This is a genomic window from Streptomyces sp. NPDC088252 (assembly GCF_044740965.1).
Classification (GTDB): domain Bacteria; phylum Actinomycetota; class Actinomycetes; order Streptomycetales; family Streptomycetaceae; genus Streptomyces.
Genome location: NZ_JBIURS010000001.1, coordinates 1 through 21,679, shown reverse-complemented (window position 1 = coordinate 21,679; position 21,679 = coordinate 1). Strand labels below are relative to the sequence as shown.

Sequence of the window (21,679 nt, the reverse complement as noted above, 5' to 3'; positions counted from 1 at the left end):
GCGCCTTCCAGGGACCCCGCCCGCGCCCTTCAGCTCCTATCCGGCCATTCCCTCGGCCACCTCGGCGGCTTCGGCCAGGCTGTCGACCACGGGTACCCCGGCCGCCTCCAGGCTGGCCCTGCTGTGCGACCCGCCGGTGTACAGGACGGCCTTCGCACCGACGTGGGCGGCGGCCACGGCGTCGTCCACCGCATCGCCGATGACCACCGTGCGCTCCGGGGATGTCCCGTCCAGCGCGGCGAGGTGCCGCTCCATGTGGAGCGCCTTGCTGCCGCCGGACGGCCCGGTGCGCCCGTCGACGCGTACGAAGTGCCGCTCGATGCCGTACCCGCGAACCACGGGGACGAGCTGGTCATGTCCGTACATGCTCAGGAGGGACTGGCTGCCCCCGCCCAGCCGCCACCCCGCGAGGAGTTCCTCGGCGCCCTCGGTGAGCCCGCAGGCGGCCCGCTGTTCGGTGTAGTACCGGTGGAATATCCCGTCCATCCGCTCCCACTCGGCCTCCGTGGGCAACCGGCCCATCAGCCGCTCGTAGAAGCGGGGGATCGGGATGCAGTACATCTCCCTGTATTGCTCCAGCGTGATCGGTTCCAGACCGACCTCGCCGAACGCGGCGTTCGTCGCGCCGACGACCGCGGCGTTGTCGTCGAGCAGGGTGCCGTTCCAGTCCCAGACCAGATGTGTGCGGTGCTTCCCATGCGTCCCCATGCGTCAGAAAGTACCCGCAGGGTCCGACAGCCGACTCGGGAGCCGCCCCGATCCCGTCCGGGAGCCGCCCCGATCGCCGGCCCGGGAGCGGCCCGATCCCGTCCGGGAGCCGGTCCGAGGGCCGGCCCGACGGTGCGGGAGGGGCCCCTCTTCCGCCCGCTCTCAGCCGATCAGATTCGGGATCTCCTGGATGCCGAACCACAGCAGCTCGTGGTCCTCGGCACCGTCCACGGTGAACTGCGCGTCGTCGTCACCGAGGTCCGCGGCACCCAGAGCCGCCGCGGCGGCCGTGACGTCCTTCTCCGCGTCGTCCGCGTCGACGTGCACCGCGGCGGCCTCCGTCAGCGCGACGGGGGACGCGATCCGCACCTCACCGATCGACGACGAGTCGAGGCTGTGGTCCGGGTCGGCGACGGCCGAACCGTCGGGCACGTCGACGGCCACGACGACCCGTCGGCGGACCACGTCGGGGTTCCCGGCGATCAGGCGCAGCGAGGCGGAGGCGGCCCGGTTGAGCGCCGCGTACTCCAGCTCCTCGATGTCGTCGGAGACGTACCACTCGCGCAGACCTGGAGTCACCGCGTAGGCGGTCAGCGGACCGGGACCGATCTCGCCCGCCTTGTGCGCCGCTGCGAGTCCGGGGAGCGTCAGGGGGACGTACACGCGCATGGCTGGCCGCTTTCGTAGTCGGAAACGCCCTCAGGATACGTGCGACGTCCCTCTTTGGGGTTACGTGCACCACCGCCGCCCCGTCCACCCGGCAACCGTCTCTCACCCTCCCCCCGCCCGCCTCGCGCCCCGCACGACACCCGGCACATCACCCGGATAGGTGATTCCACCCGGCCGCGTCCGGCACCCCTGGGGCGCTTGCGGCCGCCTCCGCCGTCGCCGTAGAAGATCCACAGCAGAAGTTACCGCCCGGTATTCGACCGGGCCTCTGAAGCACGGGGGCGATGAGCGATGACCACGAACAGGACCCGGCCCGCCGGACGACACGACCGACGCAGGCCCGAAGCCGTACCACCGCAGCGCACAAGGACTCCCCGGCGCCTCCGCCCCCACCACTGGTTCGCCGAACGCCTCCTGGCGGTTCTCAGCGGCCAGCGCCCGGTGCACTGGATGCTCGGACACACCATCGGGGAGGCCTACGACCAACTGGCCGAACTGGCCCCCCGCACCCCGCTGAGGGCCCGCGGCGCCCGCCCCGTGATCCGCATGTGCCACGGCGCCCAGCCGGCCCCGGGTGTGGTGGAGGCCTGCGCGAGCATCGCCGCGGGCGAACAGGTGAGGGCGATGGCCTTCCGCCTCGAACAGGGACCGGACCTCCGCTGGCGCTGCGCCGCGGTGGAACTGGGCGACGAACACCTGCGGGTGGCGACAGCCCGGTAGACGCCCGGCCAGGGACCTTCCCGCGGCCCTCCCGGCACCCAGAGGGTCCGGCGCCCGGCCCGAACCGAGGCCGGGGCCAGGGCCCGAACCGGGGCCGGGGCCGGGGACCGAGGAAAAAAACAGACCGGGGCCGAGCACCCGAACAAGGTGCCCGGCCCCGGTCAGAAGCCGATCGGCGCCAACAGCGCCGACGTGACCGCCACCGCTACTTCTTGCGGCGTCGCCCACCGCCACCGTTCTTCTGGGCCTTGCGGCGCTCCGCCCGGGTCAACCCGTCCGACTCGGACCCGGCCGCGCCGTCACCGTTGGAGAAGTCGCCCTCGACGACCCCGCCCTCCCCGTCCACCGTGGGAGCGGAGAAGTGCAGCCGGTCGGGACGCTGCGGGGCGTCGAGCCCCTTGGCCCGGATCTCCGGACGCGCCGCCGGTACGAGGTCCTCCTTGGCCGGCGAGGTCTGCTCGGCCTCGTCCTGCACCGGAACCTCCTCGACCTGCTGCTCGACCTGGACCTCCAGGTTGAACAGGTAGCCGACGGACTCCTCCTTGATGCCCTCCATCATGGCGTTGAACATGTCGAAGCCCTCGCGCTGGTACTCGACCAGCGGGTCCTTCTGCGCCATGGCACGGAGGCCGATGCCCTCCTGGAGGTAGTCCATCTCGTAGAGGTGCTCACGCCACTTGCGGTCCAGGACGGACAGCACGACACGCCGCTCCAGCTCACGCATGATGTCCGAGCCGAGCTGCTTCTCGCGCTCGCCGTACTGCTCGTGGATGTCGTCCTTGATGGACTCACCGATGAACTCGGCGGTGATCCCGGCCAGGTCGCCGGCCGCCTCCTCCAGTTCCTCGACGGTGACCTTCACCGGGTAGAGCTGCTTGAACGCACCCCACAGCCGGTCCAGGTCCCACTCCTCGGCGAAGCCCTCGGCGGTCTCCTGACGGATGTAGTCGTCGATCGTGTCGTCCATGAAGTGGCGGATCTGGTCCTGCAGATCCTCGCCCTCCAGGACCCGGCGCCGCTCGCCGTAGATGACCTCGCGCTGCCGGTTGAGCACCTCGTCGTACTTCAGGACGTTCTTACGCGTCTCGAAGTTCTGCTGCTCGACCTGCGACTGCGCCGAGGCGATCGCCCTCGTCACCATCTTGTTCTCGATCGGCACGTCGTCCGGCACATTGGCCATCGACATGACGCGCTCGACCATCTGCGCCTTGAACAGCCGCATCAGGTCGTCGCCGAGCGACAGGTAGAAGCGGGACTCGCCGGGGTCGCCCTGACGGCCGGAACGACCGCGCAGCTGGTTGTCGATACGCCGCGACTCGTGCCGCTCGGTGCCCAGGACGTAGAGCCCGCCGAGCTCCCTGACCTCTTCGAACTCCGCCTTCACGGCCTGCTCGGCCTTCTCCAGCGCCGCGGGCAGCGCCGCCGCCCACTCCTCGACGTGCTCGACGGGGTCGAGGCCGCGCTGGCGCAGCTCCGCCTCGGCAAGATCATCGGGGTTGCCGCCGAGCTTGATGTCGGTGCCTCGTCCGGCCATGTTCGTCGCGACCGTGACCGCGCCCTTGCGGCCGGCCTGGGCGACGATCGTCGCCTCACGGTCGTGCTGCTTGGCGTTGAGCACCTCGTGCTGGACACCGCGCTTGGAGAGCTGCTGCGAGAGGTACTCGGACTTCTCGACCGAGGTGGTACCGACCAGGATCGGCTGGCCCTTCTCGTGCTTCTCGGCGATGTCGTCGACGACCGCCGCGAACTTCGCGACCTCGGTGCGGTAGATCAGGTCCGACTGGTCGGCACGGACCATCGGCCGGTTCGTCGGGATCGGCACCACCCCGAGCTTGTAGATCTGGTGGAACTCGGCGGCCTCGGTCATCGCCGTACCGGTCATGCCGGAGAGCTTGCTGTAGAGACGGAAGAAGTTCTGCAGGGTGATCGTGGCGAGCGTCTGGTTCTCGTCCTTGATGTCCACCCCTTCCTTCGCCTCGATCGCCTGGTGCATGCCCTCGTTGTAGCGGCGGCCGGCGAGGATACGGCCGGTGTGCTCGTCGACGATCATGACTTCGCCGTCGATGACGACGTAGTCCTTGTCCTTCTTGAAGAGTTCCTTCGCCTTGATGGCGTTGTTGAGGTACCCGACGAGAGGGGTGTTCACGGACTCGTAGAGGTTCTCGATGCCGAGCCAGTCCTCGACCTTCGAGACACCGGACTCATGGATGGCGACGGTCCGCTTCTTCTCGTCGACCTCGTAGTCGCCGGTCTCCTCGATGCCCTTGAGCGGGTTGCCCGCCTCGCCCTTGGTCAGGCGCGTGACCAGCTTGGCGAAGTCGCCGTACCACTTGGTGGCCTGGTCGGCCGGGCCGGAGATGATCAGCGGTGTACGGGCCTCGTCGACGAGGATCGAGTCGACCTCGTCGACCACGGCGAAGTTGTGGCCGCGCTGGACGAGCTCGTCCGCGGACCACGCCATGTTGTCGCGGAGGTAGTCGAAGCCGAACTCGTTGTTCGTGCCGTACGTGATGTCGCAGGCGTACTGCTCACGGCGCTGGGCCGGCGTCATGTTGGCGATGATGCAGCCGACGGTCAGGCCGAGGAACTTGTGGACCCGGCCCATCAGCTCGGAGTCACGCTCGGCGAGGTAGTCGTTGACCGTGATCAGGTGCACGCCCTTGCCGGAGAGCGCGTTGAGATACGCCGGCAGGGTGCCGACCAGGGTCTTGCCCTCGCCGGTCTTCATCTCGGCCACATAGCCGAGGTGCAGGGCTGCGCCGCCCATCATCTGAACGTCGTAGTGGCGCTGTCCGAGGACCCGCTTGGCGGCCTCACGGACGGTCGCGAATGCCTCGGGGAGCAGGTCGTCCAGGCTCTCGCCGTCCGCGTACCGTTCCTTGTACTCGTCGGTGAGCGCCCGCAGCTCGGCGTCGGAGAGGTTGACGAAGTCCTCTTCGATGGAGCTGACCTGGTCCGCGATGCGGTGCAGTTTGCGCAGGATCTTGCCTTCGCCTGCACGCATGAGCTTGTTGAAGACGGACACTGAGGCTGGTCTCCTTGCCGGTCGGGCCTGGCACTGGGTCGTGGAATGGACTCTGGCGCGGGCACGGCAGGTGGGCCCCACCGCAACGGCCATCGTAAGCGAGGACCCCGCCGCGCCGGGAGGGCTGCCGCCGCGTCGGCTCCACCGTCCCCTTCCAGTCAACGGCCGGGGGGCACCGAAGGTGCCGGGAAGTCCGAAAAGTGTTCGCTTCCCGGTCGGCTCCTCAGCAGAATCCGTACATGGAGCCGATCACCCTCACCACCGAGCGTCTGCTGCTGCGCCCCTTCGCCGGTGGCGACGCGGACGAGATCCATGCCGCCTGTCAGGACCCGGACATCCAGCGCTGGACGGTCGTGCCCTCCCCGTACAGCCATGCCGACGCGGAGTTCTTCGCGGAGAAGCAGTCCCCCGGCGGCTGGCACGACGACTCCGCGTACGACTTCGCGGTGGTCCTGCGCGGCAGCGGGGCACTGGTGGGCGCGGTCGGCATCATCCGCCGCAATCTGCCCGGCACGTACGAGGTGGGTTTCTGGACCGCCAGGGAGCACCGGGGGCGCGGCTACACGTCGGAGGCGGTCCTGGCCGCCGCCCGCTGGACCTTCACCTCGCTCGGCGGCGACCGGCTGGAGTGGCGGGCCGAGGTCGGCAACGGTCCCTCGCGTGCCGTGGCGCTGAGAACGGGATTCCGGATGGAGGGCGAGCAGCGGTCGGGACTGCTCAACAAGGGGGTACGGCGCGACGCCTGGATCGGTGCCCTGATCCCGTCCGATCTCGGCCTGCCGGGCACCGACACCTATCTGCCCGCAGCCGGCTGACGCCGATCGGTGAACTCCGGGCCCGGATGTCAGTGCCTCCCTCTAGGGTGCGGGACATGACGTCTGTGCCGCCCCCCGCCGCCGAACTCTCCGCCGACCAGGCGCGCAGGATCGCCCTGCGCGCCCAGGGCTTCCTGGGTGCTCCGGACCGCCGGGCCGGGGTTCCGGGTGTGCTGCGGCATCTCGGTGCCGTGCAGCTCGACACGATCTCGGTGCTCGCGCGTTCGCACGAACTGATTCCGTACGCGCGCCTGGGCGCGATCGGCCGGCGCGCGGTCGAGGAGGCGTACTGGTCGGGCGGCCGTACCTTCGAGTACTGGTCGCACGCGGCGTGCATCCTGCCGGTCGAGGAGTGGCCGCACTTCGCGTTCCGCCGCCGCGCCTACCGCTCGCGCCCCCACTGGCATCACGACCTGCCGGACGGCGCGTACGAAACAGTGATCGAGCAGCTGCGCACCGAGGGCCCGCTGACGGCGACGGAGCTGGGCGGCGCGAAGAACGGCGGGGAGTGGTGGGACTGGTCGGAGTCGAAGGTCGCCGTCGAGCGCGCCCTGATGTACGGGGAGGTGGTGTGCACCGAGCGACGCAGCTGGAAGCGGGTGTACGACCTCGCCGAGCGGGCCGTGCCCGACGCCGTGCTGCACGACGATCTGGACGACGCGGAGTGCCTGCGCCGGCTGGTCGCGCTCGCGGGGCAGTCCCTGGGCATCGGCACCCGCGCGGACATCGCGGACTACCACCGGCTCAAGGGGGAGCAGTTCGACGCCGTCGTGGCCGACTCCGGTCTGGTGCCGGTGACGGTGCGGGGCTGGGCGAAGCCGGCCTGGGCGGACCCGGCGGCGCTGGCCTCGGAGCCGCGCGGGCGGCATCGCACGACCCTGTTGTCGCCGTTCGACTCCCTGGTCTGGGAGCGGGCGCGCACCGAGCGGATCTTCGGTTTCACGCACCGCCTGGAGGCCTATGTCCCCAAGCCCAAGCGGATACATGGCTACTTCGCGATGCCGCTGCTGGCGGGCGGAAGGCTGCAGGGCCGCGTCGACCCGGCGCGCGAGGGCAGCACGCTGGTGGCCCGTCAGGTGTCCCTGGAGAGCGGGAAGGCCGTGGTACCGATGGCCGAGGCTCTGGTGGAGGCCGCGTCCTGGGTCGGCTGCACGGACGTCCGGCTGGAGCGGGTCGACGCACCGGAACTGCGCGGGCCGCTCGCTCAGGAAATCGCCCGCGCTCTGGCGTGAGCGCGCATTCTCTTCCCTTTACCCGGAGCCGACCTGTTCGATCCGTTCGGTCCCGTCGTCGCAGCGGTCACCTGATCTCCAGGATCTTCTCCCGCATGGCATAGACCACGGCCTCCATCCTGGAGTGCAGCTGCAGCTTCTCCAGGATGTTGCGGACGTGGTTCTTCACGGTGTTCTCGGAAATGAACAGCTCCTTCGCGATATCGCGATTGTTCATGCCCGTTGCAACGAGTTTCAGGACTTCGAGCTCACGGTCGGTGAGCCGCGGCGCGGGCACCAGTCGGCGCTCGTCGGTCCGCTGGATCATCGACTTGAACTCGGTGAGCAGTTTGGATGCCATGGAGGGGCTGATCTGGGACTGCCCGTCGGCGACCGCGCGAATCGCCGTGGCCACCTCGTCCGTCGAGATCTCCTTGAGGAGATAGCCGGTGGCGCCCGCCTTGATCGCGTCATAGAGGTCGGCCTCCTCATCGCTGATCGTCAGCATGATGATCTTCGCGCTGGGGGCCACCTCCTTGATCGACGTACAGGCCTCGATGCCTCCGCGCCTGGGCATCCGTACATCCATCAGCACGATGTCGGGCAGCAGATCGGCAGCCTTGTCGACCGCCTCCGCCCCGTCACCCGCCTCGCCGACGACCTGGATGTCCTCCTCCTGGGCGAGGACGATCTCCAGCCCTCTGCGGAAGAGAGCGTGGTCGTCCACCACGAGGACCCGGATCGGCTCCGCGTGGGAACCACTTTCCACGCCGGCGCCGGTACCGGCAGCACCACCGGCGTCATTCGCATCGCGCACGGGCCCGAAGGTGTCCGCCATCGTTCCTCCCCCTGAAGGCCATGGCCTGAAGTTCACAAACTGTCCGCCAACGGCAGTTCACAGAGCACCGGTTGGCTTGGGACGACATGATTTCATGCCTGGACGTCGGAGCGGCGATCCCGTGGCCGCACACGGGTGCCCCTGGGGGGCGCACAGACGCTCCAGGGGCACCGTGGAAGCGTGGCGTCAGCCGCCGAGCGCACCGCCCGCGCCGCCCGCCTCATCGGCGGCCAACGGATCGGTCCTCAGGTGAATGACACCGTAGTCATAAGCATGCCGCCGGTAGACGACACTGGGTTCCTTCGTCTCGGAGTCGACGAACAGATAGAAGTCGTGCCCGACCAGCTCCATCTCGTAGAGCGCCTGATCGAGCGACATCGGTGCGGCGACATGCGTCTTCTCGCGCATCACCAGCGGACCCTCGCCCTGTACCTCCAGCGAGCCGAACCTGGTGGTGGGCACGGTCTGGCCCGTCTCACTGCCCACCAGATCGCCCTCGCCGTTGAACGACGCCGCGCCCGGCACGGTCTCGGCGACCTCCGCAGCGGGAATCCGGCCGTTGCCACGGCGGCTGTAGCGCTTGTCGTGCTGCTTGCGCAGCCGCGCCTCCAACTTGCCGGTGGCCAGGTCCAGCGCTGCGTACGGGTCGCCTGCGGCCGCTTCCGCCCGGATGACCGGCCCACGCGAACGGAGCGTGATCTCCACCCGGTCGGAACGATCGGCCTGACGGGGGTTCGGCTCCTTGGACACCTCGACGTCGAGGCTGATCACCTTGCCGTCGAACTTCTGGATCTTGTCCAGCTTCAGCTTCTCGGCCACGTGCTTGCGGAACCGCTCCGGCACCTCGGTCTTGCGGCCCTTGACGACGATGTCCACGCAGAACTCCGTTCCCGGATCGCTCCGCTCAGCGGCGGAGCGTCTCCCTTTTGCACCAGGCCCCGGTGATGACCGGAGCCGCGGACTCGGTGACTTCCACCTCCTCCTCCCCCATCGGCAGGATCTCCACCCCACCGAATTCCCTGCTTCCGGACTACTGGTGAGTTGCCTGCCCGAAACCTGGCGGTGCATTCGTCGAGGTCCGGCATTCACCATTCCTCACAACCGAACATAGCCTGCCTGGCCTGATGTCGGCACCCGCTACTCGCACGTACCTCCGTTCAGGTCTTTTTACTCACTCACTACCTGCAACGATGCAAGTTCAGTGACAGTTCCGGTTTGTTTCGAAGGCCGACGCAGAAACTGCGACAACGGCCGCCTGCCCACTGCCGTGTGCGACGCCCTCGCGCCCGCCCGCTGTCGCGACCGCCCGAGCCGCCTCGGCCAGCGAGGCACCGGTCGTCAGAAGGTCGTCCACCAGCACTACCCGTCCGGCCGCGAGCAGCCGTTCACCCCCGGCCACGACCTCCAGGGCCCCCGCGAGATTCTCCTGCCGCTGCCGGGCCCCGAGCCCCACCTGATCGGCCACCGGACGCCGCTGCCGGAGCACCGCGACCACCCGGGCCGGAGTACCGCGGCGCCGCAGGTCACCTGCGGCAGCCAGAGCGATCCGCCGCGTCGGATCGTGGCCCCGCGCCGCCACGGCCCGCCGGGCCGACGGCACGGGGACGAGCAGCAGCGGGCCGACGTCGCCCGCATACCTCGCCCCGGCCCGTACGGCCCCCGCCAGCGCCTTGCCGAGCGGCCCGGCAAGCCCCAGGGCACCCCGCTCCTTATGGGCCAGGAGCACCGCACGTACCGCGTTCTCGTAGCCGGCCGCCGCGTGCACCGTCGGCAGGCCCCTGGGCTCCGGCACCGGCCTCACCCGGCGCGGCGCCCGGCCGCACAGGTCCGCTCGGCACTCCTCGCACAGCTCCGTACGCGGCCTGCCGCAGCCGCCACAGGACACCGGCAGGACCAGTCCGGAGATCTCCCGCCACCACCCCCGCATGGCTCCACTGTGCCCCTCTGGAAGGCACCCGGCCACCCCTGTGGAAAACGCGGCGCCGGACGCGCGGTTCCCGGCCCGAGCTCGCGGGTCTCAGCCCGGGTAGACCAGCGACTGGCCTCCCTTGACCACCGTCTGCCAGTTGTCACCCGGCGACAGCTTCACTATCCCGTCACTCAACGTGGCCGCCATCAGCGGCAACTGCTCGTCGTCCGCCGCCGCGACCGACGACACCTGGTTCACGCCGGGCAGAACGCCGGACGCGGGCGTCGAACCGTCCGCCTGCACATAGCGCACCTGCTGGACGCCACCCTGCTCCTTGCCGACCACCACGAGACGGCTCCGGCCCGACCACGACATCGCGGTCACGTCCGTCAGCTGGGGGGCGGCCTGGCGCAACTCCACCACCGAGACCTGCTGATCCGTCTCCGGCCCGTGCCGCTCGATCCGGCCGATCTTCAACGTGGTGTGGCCGTCCTGGGTCACCAGAAGCGCGATCCGCACTCCGTCCGCGGACATCCGCAGCGCCTCGATCCGACCGTCCAGGCCCGGCACGGCGACCACCTCCGGTCTGCCGTTCCCACCGGCCAGCCGCAGCAGCCTGCGGTTGCCGGGATCCCGGTCGGCCACCCAGAGGTCACCCCGGCCGTCCCAGCTCGGCACCGACAGACGGTCGTTCTCGTCCGCGGCCTTGCTGGTCACCGAGGCAGCCGGAAGCTCGCCGTCCGAGACGATGGACGACACGTAGAGGGACGCCTTGTCCCGCGAGACCGCCGCCGCCGACTGCTCGTCCCTCGCCACACCGACCGTGCCCATCTGCACCGGCCCATGGCCGAGCGGGCCGACCACCGTCTCCGGGGTGCCACTGCCCTTGGTGCTACCGGGAATGCGCTCCACATGCCCCTTGCCATCGATGAAGTACTGGCTGTCCGGGCCGCTCGACGAGCCGTCAGGGGCGAACTCCTCCGCCTGATCCGTCCCCAGAACGCACAACGGGGAGCCGTCGGAGCGTTGCAGCTCGACCTGCTCGACCCGTGCGGACGTCAGGTCCCGCAACGTGTAGAGGATCTGAGAGGCCATCATGCGACAGGAACGCTGCCCGACGCCGTCCGCCTTCTTGCTGAGCGGGACCTTCAGAACATTGCGGTCGTCGGGGGTCAGGGAGGTGACGCCCTTCTTCAGCGTCGTACCCGCGGGGAAGCTGGAGCGGACCACCGGGCGAAGCCAACTGGTCGGCCCCGCCAGCAGGCTTCGGACGGCCTGCGTCACGGTGTCCATCTTGGTGGCAGGGTCCGTCCGGCTGCGGAGGTAGACGGGGTCGGCGACCAGGGTCGACTGCGCCTCCGTCCGCCCCCCGGCGAAGTAGTACTTGTCGACGGAACGGTAGAGGCGTTTGAAGTCCGACTGCCCGAGCAGAAGGCCGTCCGGCACGACATCGATGCGCCACTCCTTGCCCTCCGGCCCGTTCTCTCTCACCAGGTGCAGCGTCTGGTCGTATTCCGTGGGCGCAAGTGGCTGGTAGGCGCTCTGGGCGTCGACCGTTGCCACCTTCTCACCGGTCAGGCTGTAGGTGACGTCCGTGACGCCGGGGTCTCTGTCGCGGAACGGGCGGTCGCTCCGGTTCGGCGCCTTGGTGAGCACCGTCGTGAACGCGCTCGGCCTCCACTTGCTCGCCGCCGTCTTCGTCAGGTACATGCGGGTCGTCCTGAAGCCCGGGTCATCGCTGGTCATGGACTCCAGGAAGCCGTCGACGACCTCCTCGGGGGTGGCGTTGTCGCGCGGCGCCACGGCGTACACCTGTACCTGGGAGTCACCGGGCTGCGATGCGTCCACAGCCTTGACGTCCCCGGTGACAGGCATCGAGCTGCACGCGGACAGCAGCACGACACCGCATCCGAGCAGTCCGACCAGCCCCGGCACACGCTCATGGCCGCCCCTGTGACGGTCAGTGCCCATGGTTCGTGTCCCCCCGGTCCGGGTCCTGCCCTGCAGAGTCGAAATCTTCACCCGGCCGTTCCTCGGCGGGGCGCGCGACCACGCGTGCGCCACTCCCCGGCAGGGCCGCCGGATGCACCGAGGCCGGGGCCGTCCGGGGAGCCACGGGGGCATGCGAGGGTATGGGCAGTGCGGCGCGGTCGTTGCCCCCGGGCTGGGCCGGCACCGCCGTCAGCCGGTGCTCGCTCCCGGTCGTGGGAGCGGTCGCGGCTTGCCCCCGGTTCTCCCGGTTGCGCCGGGAATCCTCGGGTTCCAGCGGTATCGGCGATCCGCGCAGCGGTTCGTCCGCCGTGCGCGGCAGAGTGAGCCGGAACTGCGAGCCGCCGCCCGGCTCGCCCCATGCCTGCAGCCAGCCGCCGTGCAGCCTCGCGTCCTCCACGGCGATGGACAGTCCGAGTCCGGTGCCGCCGGTCGTCCGCGCGCGGGCCGGGTCGGCCCGCCAGAAGCGGTTGAACACTCTCGTCGCCTCGCCCGGCTTGAGCCCCACACCGTAGTCCCGGACGGCCACGGCGACCGCGCCTCCGGCCACCCCCATCCGCACCACGACGTCCCGGCCCTCGCCGTGCTCAACGGCGTTGACCACCAGGTTGCGCAGGATGCGTTCGACCCGCCGTGCATCGGCCTCCGCGATCACCGGCTGCTCGTCACCGACCACCCGGATCCGGGTGCCCTTGCGCTCGGCCAGCGGCTCGGCCCCGCCGATCACCCGTCGCACGACCTGCCGCAGATCTATCGGCTCGGCCTCCAGTGCCGCTGCGCCCGCGTCGAACCGGCTGATCTCCAGCAGGTCGGAGAGCAGCGACTCGAACCGGTCGAGTTGATCCCCGAGCAGCTCCGCGGAGCGGGCCGTCACGGGATCGAAGTCGCTGCGGGCCTCATGGATGACATCCGCGGCCATCCGCACGGTCGTCAGCGGTGTCCGCAGCTCGTGGGAGACATCGGAGACGAAGCGGCGCTGCATCCGCGACAGCTCCTCCAACTGCTGGATCTTCAGCTGCAGATTCTGCGCCATCTTGTTGAAGGCCTCACCGAGCCGCGCGATGTCGTCCTCGCCCGTGACCTTCATCCGTTCCTGGAGCCTGCCGGCGGAGAGCCGCTCGGCGATGCCCGCCGCCATCCGCACGGGTGTGACGACCTGCCGCACCACGAACCACGCGATGGCCCCGAGCAGCACGACGACGAACAGCCCCGCTGTTGCCAGCGTTCCCCTGACCAGCGTCAATGACTTCTCCTCCTGCGTCAGCGGGAAGAGGTAGTACAGCTGGTACGGATTGTGGTCGATGTCGTACAGCCGTTTGCCCACGACGAGTCCGGGCTGCGACGACTGCCCGTTCGCGTACTGGATCCGGGAGTATGTCTGGAACGCCCCGGGGCCCTTGTTCACGGAGTCCCGCAGGCTCTGCGGAATGCTCACCGCCTCCACACTGCCCGAGCCGCGCGGCGCACGGGTTCCCTCATCGGCGCTGAGAGCCACCACGTTGAAGGCGTTCTTGCCGCCGCTGGCGAGCTGGTCGACAAGTTCGGTCCGCCAGGAGTTGTTGGCCGTGGTGCCGTCCGTCGTGTCACCGCCCTGCCCACCGGGGACGAGCGGAGCATTGGCCTTCTCCTGGGCTGCGGCGAAACCGCCGGCGGCCTGGGTCTGGGCAGCCTTGCCCTTCGCGTCGAGAAGACCGTTGCGCACCTGCCCGATCACGACGAAGCCGAGCAGCAGCACCACACCGAGCGACATGAGCAGCGTGCCCGCCACGACCCTCAGCTGCAGATTCCGCCGCCACAGCCGCACGGCCGGCAGCAGTGGACGCCGCACCCAACGCATCAGCAATCGCGGCACAGGACCGCCGAGCGCCCGGTCCTGGATCAACCGGCCGCCCTGCAGAAGACGCCCCACCGGGGACGCCTTGTGTCCTGGAGCAGCAGCCCGCTCCGCATGGGCTCCCGGCTCCCCGGGCTGCGGAGCAGCGCTACCCAGGGGCATGTCAGCTCGGTCCGGCCTTGTAACCGACCCCTCGGACGGTCACCACGATCTCGGGCCGCTCCGGGTCCTTCTCGACCTTCGAGCGCAGTCGCTGGACATGCACATTCACCAGCCGGGTGTCGGCGGCGTGACGGTACCCCCACACCTGCTCCAGCAGCACCTCACGGGTGAAGACCTGCCACGGCTTGCGGGCGAGCGCGACCAGCAGATCGAACTCCAGCGGGGTGAGGGCGATCGACTGCCCCTCCCTCTTCACCGAGTGACCGGCCACATCGATGACCAGATCCCCGATGGTCAGCTGCTCCGGCGCCGGTTCCTCGGACCTCCGCAGACGTGCCCTGATCCGGGCAACCAACTCCTTAGGTTTGAACGGCTTCACGATGTAGTCGTCGGCCCCGGACTCCAGACCCACCACCACATCAACCGTGTCGCTCTTGGCAGTGAGCATGACGATCGGCACACCCGACTCGGCCCTGATCAACCTGCAGACCTCGATGCCGTCCCTACCGGGCAGCATCAGATCCAGCAGGACCAGGTCCGGCTTGGCCTCTCGAAATGCGGCAAGTGCCTTGTCGCCGTCCGCTACGAACGACGGCTCGAACCCTTCACCACGCAGCACAATCCCGAGCATCTCGGCCAGTGCGGTGTCGTCGTCGACGACAAGGACGCGTCCCTTCATAATCGACATCATCCCATTAGCTAATCGTTACCTGCGATGATCTGGCACACAGCTCTGCCAGTCCGACCCCCGTGACCGGGGAAACCACGCCCCCCTCCGTGACAATCGCCGTGACCAGGTCCGGCGGTGTGATGTCGAACGCGGGGTTGTACGCCGGGGCTCCCGCGGGCGCCCCCAGCAGCCCGCCTGCGGCCCCTGCCCGCAACGATGTGAACTCCGTCACTTCACTCCCGGGTCGCTGCTCGACGGTGATCGACGCCCCGTCCACGGTGTCCAGATCGACGGTCGTGGTCGGCGCCACGACGATGAACGGTACGTGGTGGTACTTCGCGAGCACCGCCAACGGATAGCTGCCCACCTTGTTCGCCACCGATCCGTCCGCGGCGATGCGGTCTGCCCCGATGAGTACGGCATCCACCTCCCCCGCGGCGAACAGCGAGCCTGCGGCGTTGTCCGTGAGCAGGCTGTACGGCATGCCATTGCGCGCGGCCTCGTATGCCGTCAGGCGCGCCCCCTGCAGCAGCGGACGGGTCTCATCCACCCACAGCCGGCGCAGCCGCCCCTCCCGGTGCGCCCCGAGCGCCACCGCGAAAGCAGTGCCCCCGCCCCCCGAGACGAGCGCCCCTGTATTGCAGTGGGTCAGCAGTTGATGGCCGGGACCCGGCAGGAGTTCGTCCAGGAGAGCGAGCCCGTATCGCGCCATACGCACACTGGCCTCGGCATCTTCCCGGTGCAGTGCCCGGGCCTCGGCCAGCGCCGCCTCGGCGGCCCGCTCCGGACCGGCCCCCTTCCCGACAGCCGCCCGGTACGCCCCGACTGCCCGCCGCACCCCGTATCCAAGATTCACCGCGGTGGGCCTTGACCGCTCCAGCAGCCCTGCGGCCTCCACCACGTCATCGCCTCGTACCGCCGCGAGAGCCACCCCATAGGCCCCCGCGATGCCCAGCAACGGCGCTCCGCGTACCGCCAGCACCCGGATCGCCCGCACCAGCGCCGGCACATCGGTGCACACCAGCTCGACCTCCTCGGCAGGCAGTCGCGTCTGGTCGAGAAGCACCAGTGCGGGACCGTCCGGAAGGTCATCCCAGCGAAGTACGGCGTGAGGCTCGATGCCCATACGCGATTGCGCGTCCTGATCAGCCATCCGCCCAGTCTGCCCGGTGAGCCGCCCACAAATGAAGGTACGAACGAGATACGACGCCAGACCCGTACCGGAGCAACGCGTGGCACGATGGCTGCCAACCTGCCGTCCCGATGCGCGGACAGGACCATGAAGGAGCGAGAATGAACGACACTCCGGGCTGGGCCTCGCCCGGATCTGCCCCCTCCGAGGGTCAGGGGGCAGGCGTCCCCCGGCCTTCCGAGCCCATCGACGGCAGCGGCCCGGCGGCGAACTGGTCCCCCACGCAGCCGCCCGCAGGGCAGTGGTCCCCGCCAAGCGCTCCCGGCACAGGCCCCGGCGCGCCTCCCCCGGCTCCCGGCTGGGGCGGAGGGCCTCAGGGCCACGGCTGGGGCCCCGGACCCCAGGGCCACGGCTGGGGGCAGCCGCCTGTGGCGGCCAAGCCCGGTGTCATCCCGCTCCGGCCACTCGGGGTCGGCGAGATCCTCGACGGCGCGGTCTCCACGATGCGCGCCCACTGGCGCACGGTCCTCGGCATCACGTTGACGGTGTCCGTGATCGCCCAGGTCTCGATCACCCTTGTGCAGCGCTATCTGCTGCCGGAACCCGCGGCGATCGACCCGAACGCCACTGGCTCGGAAGCACTCCGGCAAAGCGCCGACTCGGCGCAGTCGGCACTCATCAACAATGTGCCGTCCCTGCTCATCACCATGATCGCCACGCTGATCACGACATCCGTACTGACCGTGGTGATCAGCCGCTCGGTGCTGGGCCGCCCCGTGACTCTCGCCGACGCATGGCGTGAGGCCCGTCCCCGCCTTCCCCAGTTGCTCGGGCTCACGCTGCTGCTGGCCCTGATCAGCGCCGCCATCATGACGGTCGGCCTGTTGCCGGGCATGCTGATCGGCTCCACCGCAGGCGCCGGGCTCGTCGTCATCGGGCTCCTGGCCGCGTTCGTCGTCGTCATCTGGCTGATGGTCCGCTTCTGCCTCGCCTCGCCGGCCCTGATGCTGGAGCGGCAATCGATCACGACCTCCATGCGCCGCTCCGACAAGCTGGTCAAGGGGGCGTGGTGGCGGACCTTCGGCATCCTGGCTCTCACCTGCCTGCTCACACTCGTCGTGTCCGTGATCATCGCCATCCCGTTCAGCATCATCGCGATGATCGTGGACGGCGGCGGCATGGACCGCTTCCTCACCGACGGCTCCATGGATTTCGGCTGGCCGTTCCTGATCGTCTCCGGCATCGGCCAAGTCATCACCGCGACGATCACCTACCCGCTCTCCGCCGGTGTGATGGCCCTGCTCTACGTCGATCAGCGCATCCGTCGCGAGGCACTCGACCTCGAACTCGCCCGGGCGGCCGGCCTGCCCGGATACGACGCCAGGAGCTGATGCCATGTCGGGGGCGGGGGGCGCGACAACGGCACGGCTACTGATCCGCACGAGCGGCGGCGTACCTGTGGACACTCCGCGTGTCCCCGCCCGCGAGGCGGCAAAGCACGAGTTGTCCAAACCGATGTACCACGAGGACGATCCCAACCTCCTCCAACGCGGCATCGACCGTCTCTGGGGCTGGATCGGCGATCTCCTGAGCACGGCCTCCGGCGTCGCGCCGGGCGGCTCGCTCGGCCTTGTCGTACTCGTACTGGTCGTCATCGGCCTGGTCGCCGCACTCTGGTGGCGGCTGGGCACCCCCCACCGCACTGTGCGTTCCTCTGACGCCCTCTTCGACGACAGACCCCGCAGCGCGGCCGAACACCGGACGGCCGCCGAGGCCCACGCCGCTGCACATCGCTGGAATGCGGCGGTCCAGGAACGCATGCGAGCCATCGTCCGTGCTCTGGAAGAACGAGCCCTGCTCGACCCCCGCCCCGGACGTACCGCCGACGAGGCCGCCGCCGAAGCGGGCCATCCGCTGCCCGCACACGCCACGCGACTCCACGCGGCCGCCAGAGCATTCGACGATGTCACATACGGCGGCCGCGCCGCGGACCCGCAGGTGTATCTGGACCTGCGAGCTCTTGACCTCGATCTCGAAACCGCGAAGCCTCTCCTGACATCCGTGGTCCAGGGAGCAGTCGAATGACCGAGGTCACCGCCGTCCCCACCGCCTCGGCCTCCCGCACCCCACGCCAGATCTGGTCCCGCACCCGCGGCCCGCTGCTCGCCCTGCTCGTACTCCTCACAGCCGGAATCACTCTGGCAAGCATGCGCTCCGGTGACCAGCACGGCCGCCTCGACCCCCGTTCCGCCGACCGCTACGGCAGCCGGGCCGTCGCCGAGCTCCTCAAGGATCACGGAGTCTCCGTTCACGTGGCCACCACGCTCGACGACGCCACGGCCCAGGTCGGCGCCGATACCACGTTGCTCGTCACCTCTCCTGATCTGCTGACACCGCGCCAGCAGAGAGAACTGCGCGCCACGACCGCCCGCTCGGCCGGTCGAACCGTTCTGCTCGCGGCGGGCCCGCCGTCCGTGGGCACCCTGCTCCCCGGCGTCCGCGCGGAGTCCCGGCGACCGGTGGCAACCCTCCCCCCTCAGTGCTCCTTGCCTGCCGCCCGCAACGCCGGCGATGTCGAAACGGGAGGCTTCCGCTACGCGTCGGACAGCCTCGACACGCTCGGCTGCTTCCCGAGCGAGGGCCTTCCCACCCTGCTCCTGGTCGAACACAGCGCGGGCGACACCGTTCTCCTCGGTTCCCCCGACCTTCTCTACAACGACCGACTCGGCAACCAGGGCAACGCCTCCCTGGCCGTTCAACTTCTTGGTTCCCGCCCACATCTGGTCTGGTACCTCCCCTCGCTCGCTGATATCTCCTCCGCCGCCGACAACGGCGGAGACAAGGCCGACGGCGCCCAGAGCAGCCGCAGCTTCGCCGACCTGATCCCCCGAGGCTGGCTGTGGGGCACCCTGCAACTCGCACTCGCCGCTGTACTCGCCGCCGTCTGGCGGGCCCGCCGTCTGGTGCCCCTGGTCACCGAGCGGCTGCCCGTGGCCATACAAGCCTCCGAATCCACCGAGGGCCGTGCCCGCCTCTACCGAAGGACGAACGCCCGCGATCGGGCCGCAGATGCACTGCGTTCCGCCACACGCACTCGCATAGCCCGACTCATCGGCGTGTCCCCGCGCGATGTCCATTCCCCCGCAACGCTCATCCCTGCTGTTTCCGCCCGGGTCGGCGCCGCCCACAGCGACCTCCGAGCCCTGCTCTTCGGTCCTGCTCCGTCCGACGACGACGCACTCGTACATCTGGCAGACCAACTCGACACCCTCGAAAGAGAGGTACGCACGTCATGAGCGCCCCGCCTTCTGTGCCCGCCGGCACCACCGAGACTCTCGGGAACGGCGACACAGCCCGCGCATCCCTGGAAGCGCTGCGCTCCGAGATCGCCAAGGCCGTGGTCGGCCAGGACCCCGCAGTCACCGGACTCGTCGTCGCTCTGCTCTGCCGAGGCCACGTCCTTCTCGAAGGTGTCCCCGGCGTGGCCAAGACCCTCCTGGTACGGGCTCTCGCAGCCTCACTCGAACTCGACACCAAGCGTGTCCAGTTCACCCCCGACCTGATGCCGAGCGACGTCACGGGCTCACTCGTCTACGACGCCCGCACAGCAGAGTTCTCCTTCCAGCCCGGCCCCGTCTTCACCAATCTGCTTCTCGCCGACGAGATCAACCGCACGCCTCCCAAAACGCAGTCCTCCCTCCTGGAAGCAATGGAAGAGCGCCAGGTCACGGTCGACGGAACCCCCCGCGCCCTGCCCGACCCGTTCCTCGTCGCCGCCACGCAGAATCCCGTCGAATTCGAGGGCACCTACCCTCTCCCAGAGGCCCAGCTGGACCGGTTCCTCCTCAAACTGACGGTGCCCCTGCCGTCCCGCGACGAGGAGATCAGCGTCCTCACCCGGCATTCCACGGGCTTCAACCCGCGCGACCTCGAATCAGCCGGCATACGCCCCGTCGCCGGTGCGGCAGACCTGGAAACTGCCCGCGATGCAGTCGCCCGGACCAAGGTCTCCCCCGAGATCGCCGGCTACGTCGTCGATATCTGTCGTGCCACGCGTGAATCCCCCTCGCTCTCCCTCGGAGTCTCTCCCCGAGGCGCAACCGCTCTGCTCTCGACCGCCCGGGCCTGGGCCTGGCTCACCGGCCGCGACTATGTCATTCCGGATGATGTGAAGGCCCTGGCGCTCCCCACACTCCGCCACCGCATCCAGCTGCGGCCCGAGGCGGAGATGGAGGGCATCACCCCCGACTCCGTCATCACCGCAGTCCTCGCCCACGTACCCGTACCCCGATGAGGCGGTGAAAGTGGCGCTCACCGGACGTACCGCCTTGCTGGCCGCCCTGGGGTCACTCCCCGTAGGCATCCTGGCCCCCAGCTGGACAGGCATGCTCGCGGTCAACGCACCGCTCTCTCTAGCAATTCTGTGCGACTACGCCCTGGCTGCACCAGTGCGAACGCTCAAGTTCACTCGATCCGGCGATACAACTGTTCGACTGGGCGAGACCGCAGAAGTACAACTCACCGTAACCAACACTTCCCGTCGTCGTCTGCGCGCACACCTCCGCGATGCCTGGCCCCCCAGTAGTTGGCCCGCCGGAGCCGAGCAGGCGGCATCGTCGCGTCATCCGCTGACGGTTCCGGCGGGGGAACGCCGACGGCTGAACACCACCCTGCGACCGACACGGCGGGGTGACCGCCGGGCCGAACGTGTGACCGTCCGCTCTTTCGGCCCTCTGGGGCTTGCGGCTCGCCAGGGAAATCACGAGGTGCCCTGGGCGGTACGCGTCCTGCCGCCTTTCACGAGCCGTAAGCATTTGCCGTCCCGCCTCGCCAGGCTCCGCGATCTCGATGGCCGCACCAGTGTCCTGACACGTGGAGACGGCACGGAGTTCGACAGTCTCCGCGCCTACGTGCCTGGTGACGACACGCGCTCCATCGACTGGCGAGCCACGGCACGTCAATCCGCCGTCGCAGTCCGGACGTGGCGGCCCGAGCGGGACCGCCACATTCTCGTTGTCCTGGACACCGGCCGTACATCGGCGGGTCGTGTGGGCGACGTGCCCCGTCTCGACGCCTCTCTGGATGCGGCACTGCTTCTCACCGCACTTGCCACTCGGGCGGGCGACCGCGTCGATCTGCTCGCCTACGACCGCCGTGTCCGAGCCCACGTCCAGGGCCGGTCAGCCGGGGAGGTCCTGTCGGCCATGGTGAATGCCTTGGCGCCGATCGAACCGGCACTCGTGGAAACAGATGCCCGGGGACTGAGCGCTGCCGTGCTGGCCGGCGCCCCTCGTCGCTCCCTGATCGTGCTCCTCACAGGCCTGGACGCAGCCCCCGTGGAGGAGGGTTTGCTGCCCGTCCTCCCCCCACTGACTCAGCGCCACACCGTGCTGGTGGCTTCGGTGGCTGACCCGCACATCGAAAAGATGGCCGAGACCAGGGGAAGCGTGGATGCCGTTTACCAGGCCGCCGCCGGCGCACAAGCCCGAGCGAGAGGGCTTCGCACGGCAGAGCAACTCCGACGTCACGGCGCGGTGGTTCTCGATACCACCCCGGACAATCTCGCCCCGGCTCTCGCCGACACCTATCTGGCTCTCAAGGGGGCAGGTCGCCTCTGACCCGGACCCTCATCAACGGAATCCACTCATCAGGGAGGAAACCCCCGCCCGATATACCCTGAAACGCGGAAAAGCCCCGTGCCACAAGGACACGGGGCTTCCCGTAAAAGGAGTTCGGCGGCGTCCTACTCTCCCACAGGGTCCCCCCTGCAGTACCATCGGCGCTGAAAGGCTTAGCTTCCGGGTTCGGAATGTAACCGGGCGTTTCCCTAACGCAATGACCACCGAAACACTATGAAATTAACCAACACCGGAACAACACGGCCGTTCGTTATTTCAGAACAAACACAGTGGACGCGAGCAACTGAGGACAAGCCCTCGGCCTATTAGTACCAGTCAGCTCCACCCGTTACCGGGCTTCCACATCTGGCCTATCAAC

The 21,679-nt window shown here is 69.2% G+C and carries 18 protein-coding genes and 2 rRNA genes; 8 read left to right on the top strand and 12 right to left on the bottom strand.

Annotated elements, in window-relative coordinates; genetic code table 11:
• Positions 1 to 36 precede the first annotated feature (36 nt).
• Together ACIOHC_RS00100 and ACIOHC_RS00095 are read right to left on the bottom strand one after the other, a co-directional pair.
• Positions 37 to 708: an HAD hydrolase-like protein gene (locus ACIOHC_RS00100; protein WP_351085321.1), complete on the bottom strand. Its 672-nt coding sequence runs from the start codon at positions 706 to 708 to the stop codon at positions 37 to 39.
• Positions 709 to 870: 162 nt separating this feature from the next.
• Positions 871 to 1,377: a DUF6912 family protein gene (locus ACIOHC_RS00095; RefSeq protein ID WP_351085323.1), complete on the bottom strand. Its 507-nt coding sequence runs from the start codon at positions 1,375 to 1,377 to the stop codon at positions 871 to 873.
• A 291-nt stretch (positions 1,378 to 1,668) separates the two neighbouring features.
• Between ACIOHC_RS00095 and ACIOHC_RS00090 the strand changes: the two genes are divergently transcribed.
• A complete protein-coding gene (locus ACIOHC_RS00090) occupies positions 1,669 to 2,097 on the top strand; it encodes an Rv3235 family protein (RefSeq protein ID WP_351085325.1) in 429 nt (142 codons plus the stop codon).
• A gap of 205 nt (positions 2,098 to 2,302) precedes the next feature.
• Here the strand turns inward: ACIOHC_RS00090 and secA are convergent, their stop codons facing one another.
• A complete protein-coding gene (secA, locus tag ACIOHC_RS00085; protein WP_351085327.1) occupies positions 2,303 to 5,122 on the bottom strand; it encodes a preprotein translocase subunit SecA in 2,820 nt (939 codons plus the stop codon).
• 239 nt (positions 5,123 to 5,361) lie between these two features.
• Here secA and ACIOHC_RS00080 point away from each other — a divergent pair, with 239 nt between their 5' ends.
• Together ACIOHC_RS00080 and ACIOHC_RS00075 are read left to right on the top strand one after the other, a co-directional pair.
• Complete coding sequence (locus ACIOHC_RS00080) at positions 5,362 to 5,937, top strand: GNAT family N-acetyltransferase (protein ID WP_351085329.1); 576 nt, start codon at positions 5,362 to 5,364, stop codon at positions 5,935 to 5,937.
• A gap of 56 nt (positions 5,938 to 5,993) precedes the next feature.
• Positions 5,994 to 7,169, top strand: coding sequence for a DNA glycosylase AlkZ-like family protein (locus tag ACIOHC_RS00075; RefSeq protein WP_351085331.1), 1,176 nt, complete (start codon positions 5,994 to 5,996; stop codon positions 7,167 to 7,169).
• Positions 7,170 to 7,236: 67 nt separating this feature from the next.
• On the opposite strand, the gene ACIOHC_RS00070 is transcribed toward ACIOHC_RS00075, so the two are convergent.
• The 7 genes from ACIOHC_RS00070 to mtnA all read right to left on the bottom strand — a co-directional run bounded on the left by ACIOHC_RS00070 (position 7,237) and on the right by mtnA (position 15,703).
• The gene (locus ACIOHC_RS00070) at positions 7,237 to 7,986 is read right to left on the bottom strand and encodes a response regulator transcription factor (protein ID WP_351085333.1); all 750 of its coding nucleotides are present in this window, start codon (positions 7,984 to 7,986) and stop codon (positions 7,237 to 7,239) included.
• A 186-nt stretch (positions 7,987 to 8,172) separates the two neighbouring features.
• A complete protein-coding gene (gene hpf, locus ACIOHC_RS00065; protein ID WP_351085335.1) occupies positions 8,173 to 8,862 on the bottom strand; it encodes a ribosome hibernation-promoting factor, HPF/YfiA family in 690 nt (229 codons plus the stop codon).
• Positions 8,863 to 9,184: 322 nt separating this feature from the next.
• Positions 9,185 to 9,913 (bottom strand): ComF family protein, encoded by a 729-nt coding sequence (locus ACIOHC_RS00060; protein WP_351085337.1) that lies wholly within the window; start codon positions 9,911 to 9,913, stop codon positions 9,185 to 9,187.
• Positions 9,914 to 10,003: 90 nt separating this feature from the next.
• Positions 10,004 to 11,866 (bottom strand): LpqB family beta-propeller domain-containing protein, encoded by a 1,863-nt coding sequence (locus ACIOHC_RS00055; RefSeq protein ID WP_365694026.1) that lies wholly within the window; start codon positions 11,864 to 11,866, stop codon positions 10,004 to 10,006.
• Positions 11,856 to 13,880 (bottom strand): MtrAB system histidine kinase MtrB, encoded by a 2,025-nt coding sequence (gene mtrB / locus ACIOHC_RS00050; RefSeq protein ID WP_401840713.1) that lies wholly within the window; start codon positions 13,878 to 13,880, stop codon positions 11,856 to 11,858. The genes ACIOHC_RS00055 and mtrB overlap by 11 nt, the downstream gene beginning before the upstream one ends.
• A gap of 1 nt (position 13,881) precedes the next feature.
• A complete protein-coding gene (gene mtrA / locus ACIOHC_RS00045; protein ID WP_007448372.1) occupies positions 13,882 to 14,571 on the bottom strand; it encodes a two-component system response regulator MtrA in 690 nt (229 codons plus the stop codon).
• Positions 14,572 to 14,575: 4 nt separating this feature from the next.
• Entirely contained in the window at positions 14,576 to 15,703 is a 1,128-nt protein-coding gene (gene mtnA, locus ACIOHC_RS00040; RefSeq protein WP_389638565.1) for an S-methyl-5-thioribose-1-phosphate isomerase, read from the bottom strand.
• A 140-nt stretch (positions 15,704 to 15,843) separates the two neighbouring features.
• Between mtnA and ACIOHC_RS00035 the strand changes: the two genes are divergently transcribed.
• Genes ACIOHC_RS00035 through ACIOHC_RS00015 form a run of 5 tightly spaced genes read left to right on the top strand, consistent with a single transcriptional unit; the run spans position 15,844 to position 21,300 of the window.
• Positions 15,844 to 17,073: a glycerophosphoryl diester phosphodiesterase membrane domain-containing protein gene (locus tag ACIOHC_RS00035; RefSeq protein WP_365694030.1), complete on the top strand. Its 1,230-nt coding sequence runs from the start codon at positions 15,844 to 15,846 to the stop codon at positions 17,071 to 17,073.
• Between the two features lie 4 nt (positions 17,074 to 17,077).
• Positions 17,078 to 17,767: a DUF4129 domain-containing protein gene (locus ACIOHC_RS00030; protein WP_401840710.1), complete on the top strand. Its 690-nt coding sequence runs from the start codon at positions 17,078 to 17,080 to the stop codon at positions 17,765 to 17,767.
• Entirely contained in the window at positions 17,764 to 18,978 is a 1,215-nt protein-coding gene (locus tag ACIOHC_RS00025; protein ID WP_401840708.1) for a DUF4350 domain-containing protein, read from the top strand. Before ACIOHC_RS00030 ends, ACIOHC_RS00025 begins: the two co-directional genes overlap by 4 nt.
• A complete protein-coding gene (locus ACIOHC_RS00020) occupies positions 18,975 to 19,976 on the top strand; it encodes a MoxR family ATPase (protein ID WP_365694036.1) in 1,002 nt (333 codons plus the stop codon). The genes ACIOHC_RS00025 and ACIOHC_RS00020 overlap by 4 nt, the downstream gene beginning before the upstream one ends.
• A gap of 10 nt (positions 19,977 to 19,986) precedes the next feature.
• Entirely contained in the window at positions 19,987 to 21,300 is a 1,314-nt protein-coding gene (locus tag ACIOHC_RS00015; protein WP_401840705.1) for a DUF58 domain-containing protein, read from the top strand.
• A 112-nt stretch (positions 21,301 to 21,412) separates the two neighbouring features.
• Here ACIOHC_RS00015 and rrf read toward each other — a convergent pair.
• Positions 21,413 to 21,529: ribosomal RNA gene (rrf, locus tag ACIOHC_RS00010) — 5S ribosomal RNA — on the bottom strand.
• A gap of 77 nt (positions 21,530 to 21,606) precedes the next feature.
• Positions 21,607 to 21,679: ribosomal RNA gene (locus ACIOHC_RS00005) — 23S ribosomal RNA — on the bottom strand; the annotation flags it as partial.